Genomic DNA, 24,796 nt, shown 5'->3' with positions numbered 1-24,796 from the left:
CGTGTCGGCGCCCGCTTACGTGGCGAAAATCCGGTCGAGCCGTAACCTCAGGCAAAATAAGGCGTTTCCGCCCGGATGTCCGGCTTAGATGTTAGCGGATCGTCACGACCGTCGGGGCGCTGACGTCGATCTCCTGACCCTTCTGCTTCAGCAGGGCCGTCGCGACCTGGCTCTTGGTCTCGCTCTGGGTGTCGTCACCCCACACGACCGTACGATCCTTGCGCAGTTGCAGGCGGATCTGCGCGGGCGTCCTGACCGAGATCGCCACGACCTGTTCCCGCAACTCCTCGCTGAGCGCCCCGAGCACGGTCAGCGCCGACCGCGTGTTCACGTCGGACGGTCCGGGCGAGTCGACCTGCACCAGCGGCAGACCCCTGGGCTGTTCCTTGACCAGGCGGTAGGGCACACCGGCCCGGTCGATCACCGAGAACTGGCCCCGCTGCGGCACGGCGGCCACCGGCGTACGCTCCACGACCTCGACGACCAGGGTGGACGGCCAGCTGCGCCGCACCACCACCCGTTCGACCGGGGGCAGCGCGCGCACCCGCGCCCGCACCCCATCGAGGTCGACCCGGGCGAGCGGCTGCCGGTCGGGCACGGCCGCGGCCTGCTCGACCTCGATCGGGGTGAGCAACTGGGCGCCGACGACCTCGACCTGACGCACACCGAGCACCGGCGTGCCCGTCACGACCCAGATCACTCCCCCGACCAGCAGCAGCACGCCCCCGGCGACCGCCCAGGGCAGCGCGGCGCGCACCTTGCGCTGGCGAGCGCGCGCCATGAAGCGCCGAGCGGACGACGGCACCGCGTCGGTGTCCGCCCGCACCAGCCTCCAGTTGCGGCCCCCGCTCATCGCCCCGCTACGCCCGGTCGGCCGCGTCGAGGGCCGCCAGCAGCTCGTCGCCCATCAGCGAGATCGGCGGGGCGCCCATGGTGACGACGACGTCGCCCGGCCGGCTGCGCTTGACGACCTCGGCGGGCACGTCCTCCCAGTCGGGGACGAAGATCTTGCGGTCGGCGGGCAGGTCGATGGCCGCGGTCAGCGCCGCGCCGCCCTCCCCGGGGCCGCGCACCTCGCCCGGGCCGAAGACCTCCATGCAGATCACCTGGTCGGCGATGGCCAGCCCGCGGGCCAGCTCGGCCTGCAGGTCGCGGGTGCGATAGACGCGGTAGGGCTGGAAGACGACCAGCAGCCGGCCGTCGCCGGCCACCTCGCGCAGCGTGCGCAGGGCCGCCTCGACCGAGGTCGGATGGTACGCGTATTCGTCGTAGACGCGCACGCCGGCCGCGATGCCCTTGCGCTCGAAGCGCCGCCGGACGCCCGGGAACGCCGCCAGCGCCTCGACGATCTTGTCGAGCGGCAGGCCCAGGCGCAGCGCGGTCAGCACGGCAGCGGCGCTGTTGAGTCCCATGTGCTTGCCGGGCAGCGCCAGCTTGATCTCGCCGAGCGGCTTGCCGTCGAGCTCGGCCTCGTAACGCACGCCGCTGACGGTAGACGCCACCGCGCTGATCCGCAGGTCAGCCGCGGCCGATTCCCCGTACGTGTAAACGGTTCTGCCGTTGGCCCGCAGCGCCTCGATCAGGCCCTGGGTGCCGGGGTCGTCGGCGCAGGTCACGACGAAACCGCCGGCGTCGGTCAGCTCGGCGAACTCGAGGAAGCCGGCCTTGAGCCCGTCGAGGTCGCCCCAGTTGTTGAGGTGGTCGCCCTCGATGTTGGTGATGATCGCGACGTGCGGCCGGTAGATCAGGAACGACTTGTCGCTCTCGTCGGCCTCGACCACGAAGTGCGGGCCGGTGCCGTGGTGGCCGTTCGACCCGGCCTCGCTGATCTCGCCGCCGATGACGAAGGACGGGTCCTGCCCGGCATGCTGCAGGATCACGGTCATGATCGAGGTCGTGGTGGTCTTGCCGTGGGTGCCGGCCACCGCGATCGCCTGGCGGTTGGTCATCGCCGCGGCCAGCGCCTCGGAGCGGTGCAGCACGCGCAGGCCGCGCCGGCGGGCCTCGACGAGTTCCAGGTGCTCGAACGGAATGGCGGTCGAATAGACGACGGTGTCGACGCCGTCCAGGTTCTCGGCGACGTGGGACATGTGCACCGTGCCGCCCAGCGCGCGCAGCCCGGCCAGCGCCGGCCACTCGCGCAGCTCGCTTCCCGAGACTCCGACGCCGCGGGTCAGCAGCAGGCGGGCCAGGCCGGCCATGCCGACCCCGCCGATGCCGATCAGGTGCACGCTGCCCAGGTCTTCGGCGGTCAACTCACCGGCCGGTCGCAGCTCCGCGGTGCTCACTGGTCCACTCCCTCGCTCTGCTGATGGCTCGTCATCGGGTCTTCGCCACCGCTTCGAGAACGAACTCGAGCAGCGCCTCGTCACCGTCGCGACGACCGTACCGGGCGGCGGCCGCGCCCATCGCGGCGAGGCGCTGCCTGTCGCGCGCCAGCGGGATGATCTGCTGCTCGATCCACTCGGAGGTGAGATCGCTGTTGTCGACCAGGATGCCGCCGCCCGCCTCGACCACCGGCAGGGCGTTGCGCTTCTGTTCCTGGTTGCTGTGGGGGTAGGGCACGTAGACGGCGGGCACACCCAGCGCGGTCGTCTCGGCCACCGTGATCGCGCCGCCCCGGCAGAGCATCAGGTCGGCCGCCGCATAGCCGAGCTGCATGTCGGACAGGTAGGGCAGCACCCGGTAGGGCACCGGCAGGTCGGCCGGCACGTCGAACGGGTCGTTGCGGCCGCCCTGCACGTGCAGCACCTGAATGCCCGAGTGGGCCAGCCGCTTGGCCGCCCCGGCCACGGCCAGGTTGATCGTGCGGGCCCCCGACGAGCCGCCCGAGACGAAGAGAACCGGCAGGTCGGGGCGCAGACCGAAGTGGTGGAGGGCCTCGGCGCGCAGGGCTTCGCGGTCGAGCTGCGTGATCGCCTTGCGCAGCGGGACGCCGACCACCCGGGCGTTCCGCAGCGACTCGGCGAGCTGCGGCTGCTGCGGGAAGCCGACCGCGACGTTCTTGGTGAACTTCATGCCCATCCGGTTGGCGACGCCCGGCGGCACGTTGACCTCGTGGATGACGATCGGCAGCTCACGCCGCCAGGCCGCCAGATAGGCCGGGACCGAGACGTAGCCGCCGAAGCCGACCACGACGTCGGCCTTCACCTCTTCGAGGATCTTGCCCGCGGCGTGGGCCGACTTGTACATGCGGTCGGGGGTGCGCAGCAGGTTGAGGTTGACCGCGCGGGGCAGCTGGAAGGCCGGGATCACGCGCAGGTCGTAGCCGGCCGGCGGGATCAGCTCGTTCTCCATGCCCTTGGGGCTGCCCAGGGTGGTGATGCGCACCTCGGGGAAGTGCCGTTTCACCGCGTCGGCGAAGGCGAGCAGCGGGTAGATGTGACCGCCGGTGCCGCCCCCGGCGAGCACGACCGACCGCAGCAAACCCATCACCGTCTCCCTTCTGCCCCCGCACCTGCCTTGACCTTGGTCTTAGTAGCGGCCGGCCGCCGCGCGGCGGGGAGCGGCGGCAGCGGGGCCCAGACTAGCCGCACCCAGCGAGCGGGCGGACGGGCGTTCAGCGCGCGTGACGCGTCCGGCTCGGCGCGGGCGAACGAGGCGAGGATCCCGACCGCCGCCATGGTCACGACCAGGGCGCTGCCACCTGCGGAGATGAACGGCAGCGGCAGGCCGGTGATGGGCAGCAGGCCGGTCACGCCGCCGATGTTGATCACGGCCTGGGCCACCAGCCAGGTGGTGATCGCCGCCGCGGACAGCCGCCGGAACGGGTCCTGCGAGCGGCGGGCGATACGGAAACCGGTGTAGACCAGCACCGAGAACAGCGCCAGGATCACCGAACAGCCGACCACGCCCAGTTCCTCGGCGACCACGGCGAAGATGAAGTCGTTGTCGGCGGCCGGCAGCCAGTTCCACTTGAGCGCGCCCTTGCCGAGCCCGACCCCGAACCAGCCGCCCTCGAAGATCGCCGAGCGGGCCTGGATGATCTGGTAACAGGCGTCCAGATCGCACTGGTCGAGCGGTTTGAGGAAGTCGGTGAGCCGTGCGAGCCGGTAGTTGTCCTCACCCGCCCGGCCCGAGCCGGCGCCGCCGGACGCGGCCGCGATCAGCAGGCTGATGCCGGCCAGGCCGAGCACGCCGAGCGCGCCGAAGACCCGCAGCCGCACCCCGGCCGCCCACAGCAACCCGACGGTCAGTGCGAGCAGCACCAGCATGCTGCCCAGGTCGTTGTAGCCGACCAGCACGAAGAGCAGGCCGACGACGGGGAACAGCGGACGGCTCAGCTCGCGCCAGTGCCCGAGCGCGGCACCCTTGCGGGCGATCACGTCAGCCCCCCACAGCACCATGCCGAGCTTGGCGAACTCGGCCGGCTGCAGACCGATCGGCCCGAAGTAGAGCCAGAGCAGGTCGGCGTGGACCGGGCCGATGCGGGGCTTGTTCAGCAGGCCGACCGAGTCGAGCGCGCGCAGCAGGTCGAGAATGCTGAGCAGCGCGATGGCCAGGCCCATGACCCACTTGCCGAGGTCGCGCAACGTGCCGGCGGGCAGTCGCTGACACACCCAGAACGCGACCAGGCCGAGCAGCGCGAAGACCGCCTGGTTGGCGATCGCGCTGAACGCGTTCCCGTTCTCGGCGAACGCCTTCACGCTGGTCGCCGAGAAGACCATGGTCAGCCCGACCAGCAGCAGCAGGCCCGAGCTCGCGATCAGCAGGTAGTACGAGGAGAGCGGCCGAGCCAGCAACCCGTGCACGGCGGGCAGGAACTGCCGGCTCAGTGACGGGCGTGGTGCCTGTTGAGTCCGGTCCTCCGCCATTCACTCATCTTCATCCCGGTGACACGCCAGCCGGTGGTTAACGGCTGGCGTGTCGCGAGAGATATCTATCCCATGACCGCGAGGAAGTCTGAATAGAACAGTCCGAGACCGATCGCGACGCAGATGCCGGCGACGATCCAGAACCGCACCACGATGTTGACCTCGCTCCACCCCGCTAATTCGAAGTGGTGCTGCAGCGGTGACATGCGGAAGACCCGCTTGCCGGTGGTCTTGAACGAGATGATCTGGATGACCACGGACATCGTGATGATCACGAAGAGCCCGCCGATGATGATCGAGAGCAGCGTGGTACGGGTGGCCACGGCCAGGCCGCCGATCAGGCCGCCGAGACCGAGCGCGCCGGTGTCGCCCATGAAGATCCGCGCCGGCGAGGTGTTCCACCACAGGAAGCCCACACAGGCCGCCGCGGCCGCCGCGGCGATCATCGCGATCTCCAGTGGATCGCGCACCTGGTAGCAGTAGTCGTTGACCCGCGCGTAGTCGGAGTCACCGCACCAGTGGCGGTACTGCCAGAAGCCGATCAGGGCGTACGCCCCCAGCACGAGGATCGAGGCACCGGTGGCCAGACCGTCGAGGCCGTCGGTGAGGTTCACGCCGTTCGACATCGACATGATGACGAAGACGAAGACCAGCACCGAGCCGACCTTGCCGACGTCGAGGAAGCTGATGTCGCGGATGAACGAGATGTGCTCGCTGGCCACCGTCTCGCCGTTGGTGCTGGGCCACCAGAGCGCCACCGCGGCGAACGCGCCACCGACGATGAGCTGGCCGAGCAGCTTGCCCTTCGCGCTCAGGCCGTCGGAGTTGCGCCGGCGCACCTTCAGGAAGTCGTCCAGGAAGCCGACCACGCCGCAGAACACGAACAGGCCGAGCAGGACCAGCGCCGTCATGGTCGGCGACTCCTGCGCGATCTGCCGCTCGGGCAGCGTCGTCAGGGCGACATGCCCGGCCGCGTACGCGAAGACGGTGGCCACGATGAACGCGACACCGCCCATCGTGGGCGTGCCCTTCTTGCCCGCGTTGCTGGCCAGGCCGAGGCCGTCGCGGATCGGCTGGCCCGTCTTGAGCGCGGTGAAGACACGGATCGCCAGCGGCGTGCCGAACAGCGAGATGAGAAACGCGACCGCGGCCGCGACGATGACTGCCCTCACGGGCGAACCTCCTCGGGCCGCAGCGAGTCCGCCACGTCCCACGTGCGATATCGGGAGCCCTTGACCAGCACGACATCGCTGCCGTGCAGATCGCCCGCCAGGATCTCGATGGCCGAGGCCTGGTCGGTGACGACGACGGCATCGCCCTTCCAGCCGTCGGCCGCTTGCGCGCCGTCCGCGATGGGGGCGGCGTCGGCGCCTACGACGATGATCCGGTCGACGCCGAGGTCCGCGGCCAGCCGGCCGACCTCCTCGTGACCGGACCGTTCGTGCTCGCCGAGCTCGGCCATGTAGCCGAGCACGGCGGTGGTGCGCCGCCCACCGGCCATCGAGGCGAGCGCGCGCAGCGCGGCCGCCGTCGACGACGGGTTGGCGTTGTAGGAGTCGTCGATGACCGTCACGCCGTCGGGACGGGTGAAGACGTCCATGCGCCGTACGGAGACGATGCCGATCTCGCCGAGCGCGGCGGCCAGCTCGTCGAAGCCGAGCCCGGCCACCAGCGCGACCCCGGCCGCGGCCAGGGTGTTGGCGACCTGATGACGCCCGGCCACGGCGAGCTGGACCCGCGCGGACCGGCCACCGGCGTTCAGCGTGTAGGACGCCCGGCCGGACGGATCGATCCTGACGTCCGTCGCCCGCACATCCGACATCTCCGATTCGCCGGTCCGGAGCACGCGAGCGGCGGTTCGCGGAGCCATCCCGGCCACCAGCGGGTCGTCCGCGTTCAGCACCGCGACGCCGTCAGCGGACAGCGCCTCGACCAGCTCGCCCTTGGCCTGGGCGGTGCCCTCGACCGAGCCGAACTCGCCCAGGTGAGCCGCGCCGATGTTCAGCACCACGCCGATCGACGGCCGGGCGATGTCGGTGAGGTAGCGGATGTGCCCGATGCCCCGGGCGCCCATCTCGAGCACCAGGAACCGGGTCTCGGGACCGGCTCGCAGCACCGTGTACGGGAACCCGAGCTCGTTGTTGAGCGAGCCGGCCGGCGCCACGGTCGGCCCGAGCCGGGCCAGGAGCTGCCCGATGTAGTCCTTGGTGCTCGTCTTGCCGTTCGAGCCGGTCAGCCCGACCACGGTCAGTTCGGGCAGGCGCGCGACGACGGCCTGGGCCAGCTTGGCCAGGGCGGCGAGGGGCTCCTCGACGACCACGCCCGGCTGCCCGGTGTCGCGGGTGCTCAGCACGGCGGCGGCACCCGCCTCGACGACGGCGGCGGCGTACGAGTGGCCGTCGACCTTCTCGCCCTCGAACGCGACGAACAGGCCGCCCGGTTCGATCTTGCGGGAGTCGTACTCGACCCCGCCGGTGACCGCGAGCCCCGGTTCCGCGTGCACTACGCGGCCGCCGGTGATCTGCGCGATCTCCCCCAGCGTCAGACGGATCACGAAAGACCCCCGGCCGCGGCGGTCAGCGCCTCGGCGAGCTCGATCCGGTCGTCGAACGGCAGCATCTGCCCGTTCACCTCCTGGCCCCGCTCATGTCCCTTGCCCAGCAGCGCGATCACGTCGCCCGCGGACGCCAGCCGGACCGCCTCGTCGATCGCCGCGCGCCGCCCGGCGACTTCGATGATCTTCGCAGGGGCGCCGGACTGCTCCGCGCCCGCCCGCACCGCCGCGCGCACCGCGGCGGGATCCTCGGTGCGCGGGTTGTCGTCGGTGACGATCACGAGGTCGGCGCCGCGGGCCGCGGCCGCGCCCATCAGCGGGCGCTTGTCCTTGTCACGGTCGCCGCCCGCACCGAGCAGGGCGATCACCCGGCCGCCGCGGCTGGTCGCCAGCTCGCGCAGCGCGGCGAGGGCGGCCACGATCGCGTCGGTCTTGTGCGCGTAGTCGACGACGCCCAGGACGTCGCCGGGGGCGCTGACCCGCTCGAGACGGCCCGGAACGCCCGCGCAGGCGGCGATGCCCTGGGCGGCCACCCGCGCGTCGATCCCGGCGGCCACGAGGGCGGCCAGGGCGAGCAAGGCGTTGGCCACGTTGTGCCGGCCGGGCAGGGCCACCCCGGCCTCGACCTCGACACCGGGGCCGTGGGCCACGAAGCTCTGACCGAACTGCGACGGGCGTACGTCGGTGGCGAACCACGTGGCGGCGGGGTCACCGGCCGCCGAGTAGCTGATCGTGCCGGCCTTGAACAGCGGCCGCAGCGCCGGGTCGTCGAGGTTGAGCACCTCGAACCGGCAGCGGCCGTCGAACAGCCTGGCCTTGGCCGCGAAGTAGTCGTCGGCGTCGGCGTGGAAGTCGAGGTGGTCGAGGCCGAAGTTGGTGTAGCCGCCGACCGTGAAGCCGATGCCGTCGACCCGGCCGACCGCCAGGGCGTGACTGGACACCTCCATCACCACGGCGCCGACCCCGCGCTCGAGGCCCGCGGCCAGGATCGCGTGCACGTCGGTGGCCTCGGGGGTGGTGCGCACGCTGGGCACGACCAGGTCGCCGAGGCGGGTCTCGACCGTGCCGATCAGCCCGGTGACCACGCCGGCCGCCCGCAGGCCCGACTCGACCAGATAGGCCGTCGACGTCTTGCCGGCCGTGCCGGTGATGCCGATCATCGTGAGCCGGCCGGACGGGTCGCCGTAGATCGCCGCCGCCGCCGTGCCGAGCACCGCGCGGGGGTCCTCGGCGACCAGGACGGGCAATCCGGCGGCCACCGCGGCGGCATGGCCGGTGGCGTCGGTCAGGACAGCGGCCGCGCCGGCCTGGGCGACGGCGGAGATGAACTCGGCGCCGTGCCGGTTGGCCCCGGGCAGCGCCGCGTAGAGATCGCCGGGGCGGATCGCACGGCTGTCGTGCGTCACCCCCGTGATCTCGGCATCGACGCCGGTCAGGGTGGCCGGCAACAGGGCCGCCAACCGTGCCAGCCGATAGGGGGCGACGGTCTCGGGACGGGGAATGCCGGGCACGGCGTCAGACCCTACCCCGTACCCGCCGCCGTAACGAAAACGCCATGCTGCGGCGGGGGTCCACGGTCATCACGGTCATGGATGAATCTTGAAAGTGGGCGCCGGGGTCGACGAGGGCGGCACCTGGTTGTGCAGGAGAACGGTCGACATCATCTGGCTGAACGCGGGCGCGGCCACGTCGCCGCCGGTGCCCTTCGGCACGTCCGCGGAGACCGCGATGACGTACCGGGGGTTCTCGGCCGGCGCCATGCCGATGAAGGAGCCGTAGTTCGCGCTCGTGTACTGCCCGTCGATCAGCCGTTTGCCGGTGCCCGTCTTGCCCGCCACCCGATAGGCCGGGATGGCCGCCTTGCGACCGGTGCCGCCGTCCACGTCGACGACGGCCTCCATCATCGTGCGCAGGTCGGCGGCCACCTCGGGCCGCAGCACCTGGTGCGTCGCGGGCGCCGGCCCGGCCGTGACCTTGCCGTCCTTGCCCGAGATCATCGACTTGATCAGGTGCGGCTGCACGTAGGTGCCGTTGTTCGCGATCGCGCCGTAGCCGGCCGCCATCTGGATCAGGGTCGCGTCCATGCTGTGCCCGATCGGCACCGAGCCGCTCGCCGATCCGCTCCACTCGTCGGGCGTGAGAAGCTTGCCCTCCTGCTCGCCGGGCATGCCCTCGTTGGTCGACTTCCCCAGGCCGAACTTCTGCTGGTACTCGTAGACCTTCTCCTTGCCGAGCATGTCGGCGATCAGGATCGTGCCCACGTTCGACGAGTAGGCCAGCAGGCCCGGGATCGTCATCTTCGTGCCCTTGACCTGCCGGTGGCTGTCCTCGAAGCGGAAACCGCCGCGGATCAGCGCCGGGCCGATCGTCAGCGACGAGTCCTTCGTGATCAGCCCCTCCTGCATCGCCGCGCCGAAGATGAACGCCTTGTGGATCGAGCCGGGGTCGGCCACGATCCCACTCGGCACGTCCCCGCGCTCCTGCGGCGAGTAGGCACCGGCCTTCGCCGCGTTGTACGGCGGGTAGCTGGCCTGGGCCACCACCTCGCCGGTCTTCACGTCGAGCACGACCGCGCCGGCGATGTAGGCCTTCGACCGCTTGGCCTCCTCGGCCAGGATGCGCTGCACCTCGTACTGCACGGCGCTGTCGATGGTCAGCTTCAGCGACGTGCCGGGCTGCGGCTCGGTGTGCTTGTCGTAACCGCTCGGGATCGGCTTGTTCAGGTCACCCGCCCCGATCTCGAAGACGCGCTTGCCGGCGGTGCCGCGCAGCAACGAGTCGTAGCGCGCCTCGAGCCCGCCCAGGCCGGAGTTGTCGGCGCCGGTGAAGCCGATCAGGTTGGCCGCCAGGTCGGCGTTCGGCACGTCGCGCCGCTCGTCCTCCTTGACCACGATGCCGGGCAGCTTCATCGCGGCGATCCGCTCGCCGACGGAGATGTCGACACCCTGGGCCAGGAACTCGAACCGCGACTCGCCGCCACCGGGCCGGTTGTGCGGCATCATCTTGGGGATCAGCTTGGACACCGGGACGCCGATGATCGGTGACAGGATCGCGGCCGCCTGCTGCGGGTTCCTGACCAGTTTCGGGTCGGCCCCGACGAAGCGCGCCTCGACGCTGTGGGCCAGCACAGTGCCGTCGCGGTCGAGGATGCTGCCCCGCGGCGCCGGCAGCGCCACCTCGGCCAGCCGGCTCTCGCGCAGCTCCATCAGCCGCGCGGCGTCGGCCGGCGACGAGGCGACCTGCAGCACCACGAGCCGCACACCGATCATCACGAACAGCGACAGGGCGATCACGGCGCCGATCCGCAGCCGGCGCGTGCTGTTGGCCAGCTTGGGCGGTTCGGCCGCGACCGCGCGCACGGCCCGGTCGACCCGCGGTCCGGTCACGGTCCGCCGTGGTCCGGCTTTCCCTTGCGTACGGGATGAGGCCGTCGTACGGCTCGGCCGGGCCGGCTTGGCCGCCGTCGTCCGGGTCCGCCCGCGATCGGCGACCGTACGCCCGCCGGCGCCCGTGCGGGCCACCGTGCGGCCGCGGCGACGGATGGGCTCGGGCTCTTCGAACTCGTCGTCGAAATCGGGCTCGGGACGGCGGCTGCGCGGGGGCTGGCGGTCCTTCTTCTCCGGGCGCGCCGGTTTGGCCGGCGCCTCGGGCTCGGCGGCCGCCGGACGGCTGCGGCGCGACGGCTGACCACCGTCCAGCACCTGAAGCGCCGGGCGGAACGGGTCGGCGTTGCGCGCGGCCCGGGGTGAGCGGGTGCGCTGGTCACGTTCGGCCACGGTGCGACCGCGCGGGGTGTAGGCACGGGCGTCGCCGATGCCGCCGAAGCCGCGGCTCTGCTTGCCCGTCGTCTCGTCCCCCTCGACAGGAAGATCACGAGACGTGCCGCGCCGGGGCTGAGCGCCCCGGCGCGGTGGAGTGTCATCGGCCCGAGGCGGCATCAGGTGTTACCGCCCGGTGCCGTCGAGGCTGGGCTCGTTGATGCCCTCCTGGGCGGTCGGCGAGCGCTTGCCGGTCGCCGGGCCGTGGAAGTTGATGATCTTGCCGTCGGGCAGGCGGATCTGGGCCACATCCTCAGTCCTGGCCTTGACCAGGCCCAGGCGGCGGGCCGCGGCGTCCAGGTTGCCGATGCTCGACGCCTCGACCACCTGCTGATCCAGGTCCTGCCGCTGGTTCTCCAGCGCGGTGTTCTGCTTCTTCAGGTCCTCGATGCGGAACGAGTTCGCGTTGGTCTCCGTGTTGATCAGCAGGATGCCGAGCACCCCGACGATCACCAGCCCGATGACCGAGGCCACGAACGGCGCGCGCGGTCCACCGTGGATCGTCGGCGGCGGGGCGACCCGCAGGCGCGGCCCGGTCGTCGCGTCGGTCGCCCGCAGCGGCTCCGCCTCGATCTGCAGCGCCGCGGCCCCGTCGACCGGAGCGTCCACCTTGCCCCGCCCGGCGGTGACCCGCGTCCTGTCCCGCGCGGTCACGGCGTCGCGCGCCTTACCGCGTACGCCAGCAGCCGGCCGAGCCTTGGCCCGCACGCCCTCGGAGTCGCGCGCTTTGGCCCGCACGCCGTCGGTGTCGCGAGCCTTGGCCCGCACGCCCTCGGAGTCGCGCGCTTTGGGCCGCACGCCCTCGGTGTCACGCGCCTTACCGCGTACGCCCTCGGTCTTCCGGATCCCTGATCGGCGCGTGTCGGACCGGCGCGACGCGCTGTCCTCGGCCTCCTCGGAACGCCGTGCCCCCCGGCCGGCGCCTTTCGGAGTCTCCGCATCGCGGCTCGTCCCCTGCTCGCGCCGTCCGTTCGCCGGACGCTGCGGCTCCGCGGACCGGCCCCCCGACCGCGGCGCGTGGGTGCGCTCGCTCATGCTCTCCCCTCCCCCTCTTCACGTGCCCCCGGGCGTAACCGCCCTTGTCCCCCGTGCGTTGTAGTCACGTGCGTTGTTGCCTTTCGGGACCGTTCGCGGGCGGCCCCGGGTGTTCCGTCGTTGCGATCGAGGCGCTCGACCGCGCGCAGCTTCACGGAAGCTGCTCGCGGGTTGTCCGCGACCTCCTGCTCGCTGGGCGGCTCTGACCCCCTTGTCAGCATCCGCAGCGTCGGACCGGTCCCGGGCAGCTCGACCGGCAGGTCGATCGGCCCCGTGCTGCGCGTCCTCGGGGTGAGGGCGCGCTTGACGATCCGGTCCTCCAAAGATTGGTAGCTCATCACCACAAGGCGCCCTTTCGGGGCCAACACGTCCAAGGCCGCCGGAACGGCCGCTTCGATGGCGGCGAGTTCGCCATTTACCTCGATGCGTAGCGCTTGAAACGTTCTTTTGGCGGGGTTTCCGCCGGTTCGCCGCGCGGCGGCCGGGATCGACTCCTTGACCAGCTCGGCGAGCCGGGCCGTCGAGGTGATCCGAGCCTTCTGCCGTTCACGGACAATCGACGAGACGACGCGCGGCGCGAACTTCTCTTCTCCGTAGACGCGCAGGATGCGTACGAGTTCACCGGGCTCGTAGTCGTTGACCACCTGCTCGGCCGTGATGCCCGACTCCTGGTCCATCCGCATGTCGAGCGGCGCGTCCTGGGAGTAGGCGAAGCCTCGGTCGGCCTCGTCGAGCTGCAACGAGGAGACGCCCAGGTCGAACAGTCCGCTGTGGATGGCCGGGATGCCGAGTTCCTCGAGCACCCGGGGCAGCTCGTCGAAGACCGCGTGCACCAGGTGCGTACGGTCTGCGAAGCGGGCCAACCGCTCCCGCGAGTAGGCCAGCGCCTCGGTGTCCCGGTCGAGTCCGATCAGGACGACGTCCGGGAAACGTTCGAGCACGGCCTCGGCGTGGCCACCCAGGCCCAGCGTGAAGTCGACGTGCACGGCACCCGGCAGTTCGAGTGCGGGCTCAAGCAGCTCCAGGCAGCGTTCGAGCAGCACCGGCACATGCGTGCCACGACGCTCCCCCATGTCGACCCCCATAGCTGCCACCCTGACTGCCCCGCGCGCACTGCCCGGCACCGACCTGCCGGTTGTTGACCCAGATCACCGTTCCGCAGCCGTCCCGGACGCCCGTCCGTGCTGCCAGATCCCCATCCGCTCGTGCCCGTTGCCATCGGGCGCGCCCTAGCCCGGACACGCGCCTGGCGCCGGGGAAGAGGCGCCAGGTGCGGGAGCGGGTGGAGATCTCGCAGTACGGAAGCGGGGCGGTCCGGGCCTTCGCGGGCCCAAAGCCGAGTGCCACGCCTACAGTCCGCCGGGCAGCACCCCCTCCTCGATGTCGGCGAACTCGTCCTCGCTGGCCGCGAGGTAGTTCTCCCAGGACCGCTTGTCCCAGATCTCGACGCGGGTGCTCGCGCCGATCACGACGAGCTCACGGTCGAGAGCCGCGTATTCCCGGAGGTGCGCGGGGATGGTGACCCGCCCCTGCTTGTCCGGGATCTCGTCGTGGGCGCTGGCGAAGAAGACCCGGCTGTAGGCCCGGGCCGCCTTGTTGGTGACCGGCGCCTCGCGCAGCTGGCCGGCGATGCGCTGGAACTCCGGCATCGGGAACACGTACAAGCAGCGTTCCTGCCCCTTGGTGATCACGACACCCCCCGCCAGCTCATCACGAAACTTCGCCGGAAGGATCAGCCGCCCCTTGTCGTCGAGGCGTGGGGTGTGAGTGCCGAGAAACATCGGCTCCAACCCCCTGCCCCGGGCGGTTCGCGCCGCCTGTCAACTCGGGCCGGCAAGCCCCTCAAGGAGAGATCTCCATCGGCCCTGCCACTGCGCTCCACTCTACTCCACTTCCCTCCACTCGCAAGCGGAATGAGCGGGGTCGCGAACCTTGCTCGCACACGAAATCCCAGCTCAACGAGGTGGGAGCAGAGTGGAGGGCCCGAGCTTGATCAACCCCGTCCGGTTTCCGACATCCTCTATCCGGCCGTGTCAAGAATAGGGATGAACACGCCCAAACCGCCCAGAGGAGATGTCTGTCAACCCCCTCGCGGGAGGAAAGTGGAGGACCGAGGGGCCGAAGGTGGAGGGATCTTGCGCCTTCCGGGCTTCCTTATATATAGGGACTCCGCGCGAGGCAGTCGCGCGGAGTCTTCGAAGCCTCGGCCGGCCGGGACCGTCCGAATAGAAGTTGATCATTGGAATCGGCCAATGGGGATGGTGGCCGACCCGGCACCCCGGGGGTGGACGCACGCCAACGGGGGCACGACTGAACCAGTCGTGCCCCCGTTGAGGCCGTAGTTGCCGGAAGGTCCTAGACCAGGCGGCGAACCACGTAGTTGGAGCTGAACATCTTGCGCTTGGAGACGCGCGCGCCGGTGTGCGGCGAGTCGTACATGTAGCCCGCGCCCGCGTAGATGGCGGTGTGGTAGCCGTACGAGCCGTTGCGGAACACGATCAGGTCGCCGACCTGCTTGCTGCCCTTGGCGACCGCCCGGCCGGCCTTCTGCTGCGAGTTGGCCTTGTGCGCCAGCTTCTTGCCGGTCGTCTTGCGGTAGACGTACTGCGTGTAGCCCGAGCAGTCGAAGCGCTTGGGGCCGGCGGCGCCGAACTTGTAGAGCGCGCCGACGTGCCGCTTCGCCTCGTTGATGACCTTGTTGCCACTGTTCGGGCGCACCACGTTGATACGGATCTTGGCGCCGTACTGGGTGGCGAACTTCGCGTTGCCGAGGTAGACAGCGCGGAGGTCACCGGTGATCTTGGGCGCGGCAGTGAGCGTCACGACGCCGTTCTTGGCGACGCTCTTCTGCTGCCAGGTGAGCCACTTGCCGCCGCGGAGCGCCTGCAGGCGCACCGAGCCGGTCGTGACCGCCTTGCCGTTGACGGGGTTGATGTACTTCGCGGTCACCTTGACCGTTCCGCCGTACTTCAGGTTCCGGGTGGAGACCTTGGTTACGACGCTGGGCCTGACCTTGGCCGCGGCCGCCGCCTTGACAACGGGGGTGGTGGCGGCGCTGGCGGCCGGGGTGCCCACCAGCTGGCCTGCGCAGAGGCAGAGACCCAGGGACAGTGCGATGGTGCCGGCGCCGGCGATGCCACGACGACGGCTCGAACTGCGTTCGTGCACGGTAGAGATATCCCTCCGGCACGCCTGCGAGGTTAGCTGTCGGGTTCGGGCGGGAAGGCTGCCCGGCCGCGCGAAGCGGCTTCACCCCAAGGTCACTCCGTGGCCGCCACCGGAGCGGGTGGCGCGGAGCGGACCACATCTGGGTCCCCCGTCCCTGCCCCCGTATGCCTTTATGGTCGTCCAGGTACTCGGGTGGTCGCGTCGGTCGGCCCGGGGCAGGGCTCGGCGTGAGCCAGATCGTCGCGAGCGAGCAGCGGGCGCTGCCGGCCAGACCTTGCTACCCCAATTTCCTGAGGCCCGCCCGAACCGGTTCAGTTACTGAACGTGTTTGGCATATTGGAGCCTGTCCGTTTTGTTACCACGGCGAGACAAATGCCATGACGACTCGTGATCGATGAACTACGTTGCGTCGAAGGTTACGGGTGAATCAGAACACATAATTGCCGGCGGCCGAATGGGTGACGGCCACCTCATATTCACTCTTCCGCCGTTTGAACCCTCCCCACCGGCCAAAATGGTTTCGGCCGAACGGTTGATCTGAATGCGCTTCCGGGACGGTCCACGCGCAATGCTGAAACCGGACTCTCGGCAACTCGACGTCACGACGTGTTCCGGTACCCTCGTCGCCGTGACGGACGCGAAGATGCCCCTGCGAGCCAAGGTCGCGACCTCAGTGTCGAAGACCGCGGCCGCTCTCTCCAGGGCCGCGGGACGCGGCGACGGCTCGGTCATCGGCGGCTGGATCGGTCTCAAGATCGACCCTGACCTGCTCGGCCATCTGGCGGCGGGCCGCGCGATCGCGCTGGTGTCCGGCACCAACGGCAAGACGACCACGACCCGTCTCGCGGCGGCCGCCCTGGGCGTGCTCGGCCCGGTGGCCACCAACTCCTTCGGCGCCAACATGCCCACCGGGCACACGTCGGCGCTGGCCAAGGCCGGTGCGACCCCGTTCGCCGTGCTCGAGGTCGACGAGCACTACCTGGCCCGGGTGATCGACGAGACCAATCCCCGCGTGGTCGCCCTGCTCAACCTCTCGCGCGACCAGCTCGACCGGGCCAAAGAGGTCGCCATGATGGCCCAGATGTGGCGCACCGCCCTGGCCGGCCACCCCGACGTCTCGGTGGTCGCCAACGCCGACGACCCGCTGGTGGTCTGGGCCGCGCGCGGCTCGTCAAGGGTCACCTGGTTCAGCGCCGGCCAGCGCTGGATCGACGACTCGTGGGTCTGCCCCGAGAGCGGCGACGCGATCGAGCGGGCCAACGGCGACTGGTGGTGCACCGGCTGCCCGCTGCGCCGGCCGAACCCGCAGTGGCGCGTCGAGGACGACGGCGTGGTCGACCCCCGCGGCGACTGGCACCTGGTCAAGCTCCAGCTGCCCGGCTCGGTCAACATCGGCAACGCGGCGACCGCTCTGGCCGTCGCCGCCGAGTTCGGGGTGCGCCCGATAGAGGCACTCCCCCGGCTCGCGACGGTCTCGTCGATCGCCGGCCGCTACGCCCAGGTCGACCGCGAAGGCCGCAACATCCGCCTGCTGCTGGCCAAGAACCCGGCGAGCTGGCTCGAGGCGTTCGACATGGCCGAGCAGGCGCCCACGCTGCTCTCCATCAACGCCCGCGACCCCGACGGCTTCGACACGTCGTGGCTCTACGACGTCGACTTCGCGCCCCTGCACAACCGCCCGGTGCTGATCACCGGCGAAAGGGCGTACGACCTCGCCGTCCGTCTCGAGGTGAACGGAATCCCGTTCCGGCACGTGTTGACGTTCGACGAGGCGATCCGGTCGGTTCCGCCGGGCCGCCTCGAGGTGATCGCCAACTACACGGCGTTCCAGGACATCCGAGCGGAGCTGGACCGTGTCAACTGAGCCCGCCCGTCGCGGAGACCCGAGGAAACGATCATGAGCGACAGCACCCTGCGCATCGTCTGGATCTATCCGGACCTGCTCTCCACCTACGGCGACCGCGGCAATCTGCTCATCCTCGCCCGCCGTGCGGCCATGCGCGGCATCCCGGTCGAGACCTACTCGGTGCGCTCCGACCAGCCGATGCCCTCCAGCGCCGACATCTACCTGATCGGCGGCGGCGAGGACGGCCCGCAGGCCCTCGCCTCCCAGCGCCTGATCAACGACGGCGGCCTGCACCGTGCCGTCAACCAGGGCGCGGCCGTTCTGGCGATCTGCGCCGGTTACCAGCTCTTCGGCCACTCGTTCTATGCCAAGGGCACCAAATGCCCCGGCCTGGGCCTTCTCGACCTGCACTCCGACCGCGGCGAGACCCGCGCGGTCGGTGAGATCCGCGGCGACATCGACCCCCGGCTGGGCCTGCCCCCGCTGAGCGGTTTCGAGAACCACGGCGGCCGCACCCACCTGGGCCCGGGCGTCGCCCCGCTGGCCCGGGTGACCGCCGGAATTGGCAACGACGGTCAAACCGAGGGAGCATGGCACGGGAAGATCCTGGGCACTTACTCTCACGGGCCGGCGCTCGCCCGCAACCCAGCTATAGCCGATCTGCTACTGCGTTGGGCAATCGGCGCGGATACTCTTTCCCCCGTTGACGACACCTGGCCCGACCGGTTGCGAGCCGAGAGACTCGCGGCGGCGGGAGCCTGATCCTCTGATCCGACGAGCCATGGGCGGTAACACTGCATGACTGACATCCTGATCGCCCCGCGGGGCGCGACCCTCGCGGCGGCCCCTCAGGTTCCTCAGCCCTCGCAGCGGGCGACTCCGATGACCTGGAAGCGCCGTTTGACCCGTTTCGGCATTCTCGGCGCGATCGTGGCCGGCGTGGCCACCGCCGCCGCCGTCCTCCCCGTGTCCGAGATCGCCGACAAGTTCGCCCAGCTCGGCCCGGCCGCGGCCGTGGCGATCGCCGTCGTCGGCGGCTTGCTCCTCTCGGTGCTGGTCCCCCGCACGGCGATCACCCTGGCCTGCGGCGCCCTCCTCGGCGCGGCGACCGGCGCGGCGACCGCTCTGGCCGCCGCGGTGATCGCCGCCGCCGCGACCTACTACGCCGGCCGCTGGGTCGGCCGTGGTGCCCTCTCGGCCCGCACGGGCGGCAAGCTCGAGCGGCTCGACGGCTGGCTCAACCGCCGCGGCCTCTCGGCGGTGCTGCTCGTCCGCTTCCTGCCGCTGGCCCCGTTCGGCCTGATCGGCTACGCCTACGGCACCACCAGCGTCTGCCGCAAGCGCTACCTGCTCGGCACCACGCTGGCCTCGATCCCGTCCGCGGTGTCCTACGCGGTCATCGGCGCCGCGGTGATGAAGCCGGGCGAGATGAGCCCGCTGTCGCTGGCCCCCGCGCTGATCGGCTTCACCCTCACCACCGGCATCGTCCTGTGGTGGAAGCGTTCGGCCAAGAAGACGGCCGCTGCCTGACCCTTTTCATGAGGGTGACCGGTAGCGTCGCGGCGGGTTCCGCCCCGGGCGAGTGCGCTAAGGAATCGACGCGCTCGCGCCCTCGTACATCTGAATGAAGCGCACGCAAGAAACCCGCCGTAAGTGATACGGCGGGTTTCTGCGGTTTCGCGACGAAACGTCAGACGACGACGCTGACCAGGCGTCCGGGGACCACGATGATCTTCTTCGGCGTGCGGCCGGCCAGTGAGTCCGCCACAGCGGCCAGGGCCTGCTCGCGCACGTCGGTCTCGGGAGCCGTCGGCGACACCTCGACGCGAGCCTTCACCTTGCCGTTGACCTGCACCGGGTAGGTGATCGACTCGGCGACCAGCTGGGCCGGGTCGGCGACCGGGAAGGCCGAGTAGGCCAGCGTGCCTGTCTTGCCCAGCTTGCCCCACAGTTCCTCGGCCAGGTGCGGGGCGAACGGGGCCAGCATCAGCACCAGCGGCTCGACGGCCTCGCGGGAGACCGAGGGCAGCGGGGTCAGCGTGTTGGTCAGCTCGATCAGCTTGGCGATCGCCGTGTTGAAGCGCAGCTCGTCCAGGTCCTCCCGGACGCCGGCGATCGTACGGTGCAGGTGCTTGCGGACGGCCGGCTCCAGCGGCTCGGAGCCGACGCGCACGTTGCCCGTCTCCTCGTCGACCACCAGGCGCCACACGCGCTGCAGGAAGCGCTGCGACCCCACCACCGCGCGGGTCTCCCACGGGCGTGAGACGTCCAGCGGGCCCATCGCCATCTCGTAGACCCGGAAGGTGTCGGCGCCGTACTGCTCGCACATCTCGTCGGGGGTCACCACGTTCTTCAGCGACTTGCCCATCTTGCCGTACTCGCGGATGACCTCGACGCCGTCGTAGAAGTGCTTGCCGTCGACCTCGGTCACCTCCTCGGCCGGCACGATCACGCCGCGCGCGTCCCGGAAGGCGTACGCCTGGATGTAGCCCTGGTTGAACAGCTTGCGGAACGGCTCGAAGGACGAGACGTGACCCAGGTCGTACAGCACCTTGTGCCAGAAGCGGGCGTACAGCAGGTGCAGCACGGCGTGCTCGACGCCGCCGACGTACAGGTCGACGCCGCCGCAGTCACCGTCGCGCTGCGGGCCCATCCAGTAGGCCTCGTTGTCGGGGTCGACCAGGGCCTTGTCGTTGTTCGGGTCCAGGTAGCGCAGCTCGTACCAGCAGGAGCCGGCCCACTGCGGCATCGTGTTGGTCTCGCGGGTGTAGGTCTTCAGGCCGTCGCCCAGGTCCAGTTCGACCTCGACCCAGTCCTTCTTGCGCGACAGTGGCGTCTCGGGCTCGCTGTTCGCGTCGTCCGGGTCGAAGGTGCGCGGCGAGAAGTCGTCGACGTCGGGCAGCACGACCGGCAGCATCGACTCGGGCAGCGCGATCGGCAGGCCGGTCTCGTCGTAGACGATCGGGAACGGCTCGCCCCAGTAGCGCTGCCGGCTGAACAGCCAGTCGCGCAGGCGGAACGTGGTCGCGCCCTTGCCGTGGCCGTGCTGTTCCAGCCAGGCGATCATCGCAGCCTTGGCCTCGACGACGCCCTTGCCGTCCAGCCAGTCGCTGTTGATCGCCACGTCGTCACCGGTGAAGGCACCTTCAAAACCTTCAGGTGCCCTGACCGTACGGATGATCGGCAGCTCGAAGACCTCGGCGAACTCCCAGTCGCGGACGTCCTGGCCGGGGACCGCCATGATCGCGCCGGTGCCGTAGCCGGACAGCACGTAGTCGGCGATGAACACCGGCACACTGACGCCGTTGACCGGGTTGACCGCGTACGCCCCGGTGAAGACCCCGGTCTTGTCCTTGCCCTCGGTGCGCTGCTCCTCGGTCTTGGCCGCGGCCGCCGCCCGATATGCGGCGATCGCCTCGGCCGGCGTGGCCGCTCCCCCGGTCCACTTGGCGTTCGTCCCCGCCGGCCAGGCAGCCGGGGCGATCTTGGAGACCAGCTCGTGCTCGGGCGCCAGCACCATGTAGGTCGCGCCGAACAGCGTATCGGGACGGGTCGTGAAGACCGTGATCGTCGAGTCGTCGACGGTGAAGTCGACGTGCGCTCCCCGCGAACGGCCGATCCAGTTGCGCTGCATCATCTTGACCGGCTCGGGCCAGTCCAGCGTGTCCAGGTCTTCGACCAGCCGGTCACCGTACGCGGTGATCCGCATCATCCACTGCTTCAGGCTGCGCTTGAAGACCGGGAAGTTGCCGCGCTCGCTGCGCCCGTCGGGAGTGACCTCCTCGTTGGCCAGCACCGTGCCCAGGCCGGGACACCAGTTGACCGGGGCCTCGCTGACGTAGGCCAGGCGGTGGTCGTCGATCAGCTTGCGCCGCTCGACCGGGGACATCGACGCCCACGGCTTCCCGGGCGTCGGCCGCGTGCCGTCCTCGTACGAGGCGATCAGTGCCGAGATCGGGCGCGCCTTGCGGATCGCCGGGTCGAACCACGAGTTGAACACCTGCAGGAAGATCCACTGCGTCCACCGGTAGTAGTCCGGGTCGGTGGTCGCGATCGTCCGCCGGTCGTCGTAGGCCAGGCCCAGCCGGCGCAGCTGGCCCTTGTAGCGCTCGACGTTGGCCGCCGTGGTCACCGCCGGGTGTGTGCCGGTCTGCACCGCGTACTGCTCGGCGGGCAGCCCGAAGGCGTCGAAGCCCATCGGGTGCAGCACGTTGAAGCCGGCCATGCGCTTGTAGCGGGTGTAGCTGTCGGTGCCGATGTACCCGAGCGGGTGACCGACGTGCAGTCCCGACCCCGACGGGTACGGGAACATGTCCTGCACGTGCAGCTTGGGCGCGCCGGCCCGCGGGTGAGCGGGGTCGGCCAGCTCGCCGGCCGGGTTGGGCGCGTGGAAGGTTCCGTGCTCGGCCCAGTAGGCCTGCCAGCGCGGCTCGATCTCGTTGGCCAGCGCGGCGGTGTAACGGAACTTCGGGGTCTCTGACTCGCTCATCGTCGGCATCCGTCTTCTCGTCTGGAAGGTGGCTGGGCACAAAAAAACCCCTCACGCAGGAGGGGTCGCCGTGCTGTGCCGCCTAGGGGCGGTGGCAGCACGGCTTGCTAAGAAGCAGGAAGCGCCGAGCCATGCCCCACATGATACCGGTCGCCGCCCTGAGGCGGCGACCGGTATCAGCGGTGGTGCTTGTTACGCCGCCGGCCCGTAGACCGCCAGCTCGGTGCTGTCCAGGAAGACACAGCCGCTGGCCTGCGGCGGCTGGCCGACCGGGCACAGACCCGCGTCCTGGGCCTGCGTGGTCAGCATCGTGTAGCGGACGAACCCGATGCCGTCGCCCGTGCCCGGGGCCAGCGCGACCGGGGTCGCGGTGACCGTGCCGGCCGGGAACGTGCCGCTCGCGGCGAGCGCCCAGGTCGTGCCGTCGACCGAGGTCTCGACGCGGTAGCCACCGGTCGAGGCGTCGGGGTCGTCACCACAGGTCGCGGACGGGTTGATCACCAGTTCGGAGACGTTCACCGCGCCCGAGAGCCGGATCACGGCGGTCTGTCCCCCGTCGGCGACGTCCGAGCCCCAGCCGGCCTGCTGCGACTGGTCGATCAGCTGGGCCGGGCCACATCCGTACGGGGTGTAGTCGGGCCCGGTGGCGCTGAGGATCGCGCCGCCGCCCGAGGAGGCCGCCCAGTCCTTGCGGACCGACCAGTTCTCGCTCTTGGTCCCGGAGTTGATCGACAGCGTCTTCACGACGATGTCGTAGCCGGCGCCGCGGGCGAAGACCTTGGCGTACGTGCCCGGGATGATCCCGGTGATCCGGTAGGTGCCGTCCGCGGCCGTGGTGGCCCGGTAGTCACCGGCGAAGCCGGAGGCGTGCCCGCCGAACGCGACGGTCAGGCCGGAGACGACAGCACCGGTGTCCTGGTCGGTGACCTTGCCGGTCAGCGTGCCCCGCGGGGTGTTGGCCGACGGCGGCAGCGAGAAGTCCTCGACCGGCTGGGCGTCGTCGCCGTCGATCGAGGCGGCGAAGTAGCCCATGCCCCGCTTGGCGAAGACCTTCCAGATCGTCTTGGCGTTCTTACCCTGGTTGACGACCAGGTCGGCGGCGAGGATCGAGTTGCGCATGTCCAGGAAGGACGGGTTGCTGGGCGAGAGCTCCATGGCCCGGGTGATCAGCGACTGCGACTTGGCGCTGCCGATGGCTCCCCGCAGATCCCACAGGGTCTGGGTCCAGATCTCACCGTCGGCGTGCACCTCGGGGCCACCGCCGTAGATCTTGCCGTAGTCGCCGTAGGTGTAGCCGCCCGGGCCCGCGGTGGGCGTGCCGGGGCAGACCGTGGCGCTCGCACCGACCGCACAGTCGGTCGCCTCGCTGCGGATCGTCCCGCCGGCCGTCCAGTACTTGCCGGTCAGGATCTCGCCCGCCTTGGCGGTGTCCTTCTCGAGGCCCTTGGCGACCAGGTAGTCCCAGCCGTACCAGTCGCCCCACGCCTCGCCCATCGCGCCGCCCTGCTGGGCGCTCAGGGTCGAGTTGCCGCTCGCGTCGACCACCAGGCGGTTGGACAGACCGTGCGTGTACTCGTGGAACACGACGTCGGCCTCGTCGCCGGTGTTGGCGGCGACCGAACCCGAACTCGGCGTCAGCAGGTACATCTGCATGATCGGCGGGATGCCGTCGGGCGGGGTGTTCATGTTGGCGTTGTCGACGTGAGCTCCGTCGGGCAGGCCGTTCGCGGTGTTCGCGCCGTCCATCGCCTGACCCTGCACCGCGTCGCCGTCGCGGGCCTCGAAGTTACCGGCCGCCCGGGTGAAGCCGATCGGCTTGGCCTTGAGGTGGTCGTAGTAGGTGTTGAGGAACGCGAACAGCTGCACCGCGTTCTGCTTGCGGTTCACCTGCCACGAGTTGACCGTCTCCGGGTCCCACGAGCACGGGTACGCCGTGGAGCAGAGCCCGCCGACCTCGGCGTTGAAGTCGTCAAAGGGGTAGTTCCAGGAGCGCAGCCCGGACGGCCCGACCTCTTCGGACGCGTCCGGCAGGTCGTTGTCGTTGACGTCCGACCAGACGTGGGCGGCGTTGCCCGAGAGCACGCGCGCGTTGTTCGGCAGCCAGCCCTTGCCGGTCAGGTCGACCGTCGCCTGCTTGCCGCCGCGAGCCGCACCCGGGTAGTTCTCCCAGGTCTTGGCGGTGTCGTTGGCGACCGTGCTCTTGCGATAGAGCACCTCGCCGCTGGCCGCGTCGATGACGTGGACGTAGCCCTCGTCGACGACGATCGTCTGCCAGGCCAGGCGCGGGCCCGACGCGGTCTGGAACCAGACCTGCTTGGCGTTGCCGTTGTCGCTGAAGGTGGTCGTCCCGCTCGCGGACTTGGTGACCTTGGCGGTCGACGTGCCGAAGACGTCCTTGACGGCCGTGGCGCGAGCGCCGGCCGCGGTCACCTTCGCGGCACCGGCCGCGCCGGGAACCGACCGCAGCGGGGCGCCGTCGACCTGGACGAGCTTGCCGTCCTTGGTCACGTGCGCCTTCAGGCCGTTGCCGAAGACCGGCACGCCGTCGGCCACCTGCACGAAGCTGAGGTGGTGGGTGCCTTCGACGTCGACGTAGTCCTGCCGCAGCTGCAGGCTCGCCAGGGCGGCCGCGTCGAGGCCGAAGACCTCGGGGTGGGCCTTGACGTAGGCGAGCGCGATGGCGGCGGGCTTCTTCTTGCTGGGCCCGGTGAGGAAGCCGTCCAGCTTCGCGACCCGGCGCGGGGTGCCCGTCGCCTGGTCGATGTCGACGATGCCCTGCACCCCGAGGGAGTCACGCAGGGTCTTGACCGCCGAGCCCGACGGCGCCGGAACGACGGCGCGGCTCAGGGCGGCGGTGGGTTGGGCGGCCGCCTTGGCGACCAGGTTGTCACGGCTGTCGTAGTCGGCTCGCCGCTGTGCCTCGCCGCCGGTGACGCCGGTCACCGCGCCGGGTAGTGGCGCGGCCTGTGCCTGAGCCGGCAGCAACGCCGCCAGCAGGAAGACGCCGGCGGCCGCCGCCCCCACCCGCCGGGTTGCGGACGGTACGGATAACGGTCTCAATTCAGCCCCTCT

17 protein-coding genes and 1 riboswitch are annotated in these 24,796 nt (G+C 70.6%); of the genes, 3 read left to right on the top strand and 14 right to left on the bottom strand.

Annotated features, from left to right (window positions below):
- Positions 1-91: 91 nt before the first annotated feature.
- The 12 genes from EER30_RS16565 to EER30_RS16510 form a co-directional block, all read right to left on the bottom strand.
- The gene (locus EER30_RS16565; RefSeq protein WP_127501345.1) at positions 92-853 is read right to left on the bottom strand and encodes a cell division protein FtsQ/DivIB; all 762 of its coding nucleotides are present in this window, start codon (positions 851-853) and stop codon (positions 92-94) included.
- A gap of 7 nt (positions 854-860) precedes the next feature.
- Positions 861-2,288 carry a UDP-N-acetylmuramate--L-alanine ligase gene (gene murC, locus EER30_RS16560; RefSeq protein ID WP_127501344.1) on the bottom strand — a complete coding sequence of 476 codons (1,428 nt, stop codon included), beginning with the start codon at positions 2,286-2,288 and terminating at the stop codon, positions 861-863.
- Between the two features lie 31 nt (positions 2,289-2,319).
- Positions 2,320-3,432 carry an undecaprenyldiphospho-muramoylpentapeptide beta-N-acetylglucosaminyltransferase gene (gene murG, locus EER30_RS16555; protein ID WP_127501343.1) on the bottom strand — a complete coding sequence of 371 codons (1,113 nt, stop codon included), beginning with the start codon at positions 3,430-3,432 and terminating at the stop codon, positions 2,320-2,322.
- On the bottom strand, positions 3,432-4,814 hold the full coding sequence (locus EER30_RS16550; protein ID WP_127501342.1) for an FtsW/RodA/SpoVE family cell cycle protein: 1,383 nt from the start codon (positions 4,812-4,814) through the stop codon (positions 3,432-3,434). Before EER30_RS16550 ends, murG begins: the two co-directional genes overlap by 1 nt.
- A 65-nt stretch (positions 4,815-4,879) precedes the next feature.
- Positions 4,880-5,986, bottom strand: coding sequence for a phospho-N-acetylmuramoyl-pentapeptide-transferase (gene mraY / locus EER30_RS16545; RefSeq protein WP_127501341.1), 1,107 nt, complete (start codon positions 5,984-5,986; stop codon positions 4,880-4,882).
- Positions 5,983-7,368, bottom strand: a complete 1,386-nt coding sequence (locus EER30_RS16540; RefSeq protein ID WP_127501340.1) for a UDP-N-acetylmuramoyl-tripeptide--D-alanyl-D-alanine ligase — start codon at positions 7,366-7,368, stop codon at positions 5,983-5,985. The genes mraY and EER30_RS16540 overlap by 4 nt, the downstream gene beginning before the upstream one ends.
- Complete coding sequence (locus tag EER30_RS16535) at positions 7,365-8,879, bottom strand: UDP-N-acetylmuramoyl-L-alanyl-D-glutamate--2,6-diaminopimelate ligase (RefSeq protein ID WP_127501339.1); 1,515 nt, start codon at positions 8,877-8,879, stop codon at positions 7,365-7,367. The genes EER30_RS16540 and EER30_RS16535 overlap by 4 nt, the downstream gene beginning before the upstream one ends.
- Before the next feature lie 75 nt (positions 8,880-8,954).
- Positions 8,955-11,306, bottom strand: a complete 2,352-nt coding sequence (locus tag EER30_RS16530; protein ID WP_127501338.1) for a peptidoglycan D,D-transpeptidase FtsI family protein — start codon at positions 11,304-11,306, stop codon at positions 8,955-8,957.
- Between the two features lie 6 nt (positions 11,307-11,312).
- On the bottom strand, positions 11,313-12,221 hold the full coding sequence (ftsL, locus tag EER30_RS16525) for a cell division protein FtsL (protein WP_127501337.1): 909 nt from the start codon (positions 12,219-12,221) through the stop codon (positions 11,313-11,315).
- A complete protein-coding gene (rsmH, locus tag EER30_RS16520) occupies positions 12,218-13,306 on the bottom strand; it encodes a 16S rRNA (cytosine(1402)-N(4))-methyltransferase RsmH (protein WP_127501336.1) in 1,089 nt (362 codons plus the stop codon). Before rsmH ends, ftsL begins: the two co-directional genes overlap by 4 nt.
- Positions 13,307-13,570: 264 nt before the next feature.
- On the bottom strand, positions 13,571-14,002 hold the full coding sequence (mraZ, locus tag EER30_RS16515; protein WP_127501335.1) for a division/cell wall cluster transcriptional repressor MraZ: 432 nt from the start codon (positions 14,000-14,002) through the stop codon (positions 13,571-13,573).
- Positions 14,003-14,576: 574 nt separating this feature from the next.
- Positions 14,577-15,389: a C40 family peptidase gene (locus tag EER30_RS16510; protein ID WP_127501334.1), complete on the bottom strand. Its 813-nt coding sequence runs from the start codon at positions 15,387-15,389 to the stop codon at positions 14,577-14,579.
- Between the two features lie 6 nt (positions 15,390-15,395).
- A riboswitch (cyclic di-AMP (ydaO/yuaA leader) is annotated at positions 15,396-15,568 on the bottom strand.
- A 464-nt stretch (positions 15,569-16,032) separates the two neighbouring features.
- On the opposite strand from EER30_RS16510, the gene EER30_RS16505 reads away from it, so the two are divergent.
- Genes EER30_RS16505 through EER30_RS16495 form a run of 3 tightly spaced genes read left to right on the top strand, consistent with a single transcriptional unit; the run spans position 16,033 to position 18,765 of the window.
- Positions 16,033-17,253, top strand: coding sequence for a MurT ligase domain-containing protein (locus EER30_RS16505; RefSeq protein ID WP_127501565.1), 1,221 nt, complete (start codon positions 16,033-16,035; stop codon positions 17,251-17,253).
- Positions 17,254-17,286: 33 nt separating this feature from the next.
- Entirely contained in the window at positions 17,287-17,997 is a 711-nt protein-coding gene (locus EER30_RS16500) for a type 1 glutamine amidotransferase (protein ID WP_127501333.1), read from the top strand.
- Between the two features lie 36 nt (positions 17,998-18,033).
- Complete coding sequence (locus EER30_RS16495) at positions 18,034-18,765, top strand: TVP38/TMEM64 family protein (protein WP_127501332.1); 732 nt, start codon at positions 18,034-18,036, stop codon at positions 18,763-18,765.
- 160 nt (positions 18,766-18,925) lie between these two features.
- On the opposite strand, the gene leuS is transcribed toward EER30_RS16495, so the two are convergent.
- Both leuS and EER30_RS16485 read right to left on the bottom strand, forming a co-directional pair.
- Positions 18,926-21,733: a leucine--tRNA ligase gene (gene leuS, locus EER30_RS16490; protein WP_205650262.1), complete on the bottom strand. Its 2,808-nt coding sequence runs from the start codon at positions 21,731-21,733 to the stop codon at positions 18,926-18,928.
- Between the two features lie 183 nt (positions 21,734-21,916).
- Positions 21,917-24,784: a M36 family metallopeptidase gene (locus EER30_RS16485; RefSeq protein WP_240670059.1), complete on the bottom strand. Its 2,868-nt coding sequence runs from the start codon at positions 24,782-24,784 to the stop codon at positions 21,917-21,919.
- Positions 24,785-24,796 lie beyond the last annotated feature (12 nt).

Source organism: Actinoplanes solisilvae, from assembly GCF_003999975.1.
In the GTDB taxonomy this organism is placed as follows: Bacteria; Actinomycetota; Actinomycetes; order Mycobacteriales; family Micromonosporaceae; genus Actinoplanes; species Actinoplanes solisilvae.
Note: the sequence above shows the minus strand (reverse complement) of the source record. Positions and strands in the feature narration are given on the sequence as shown.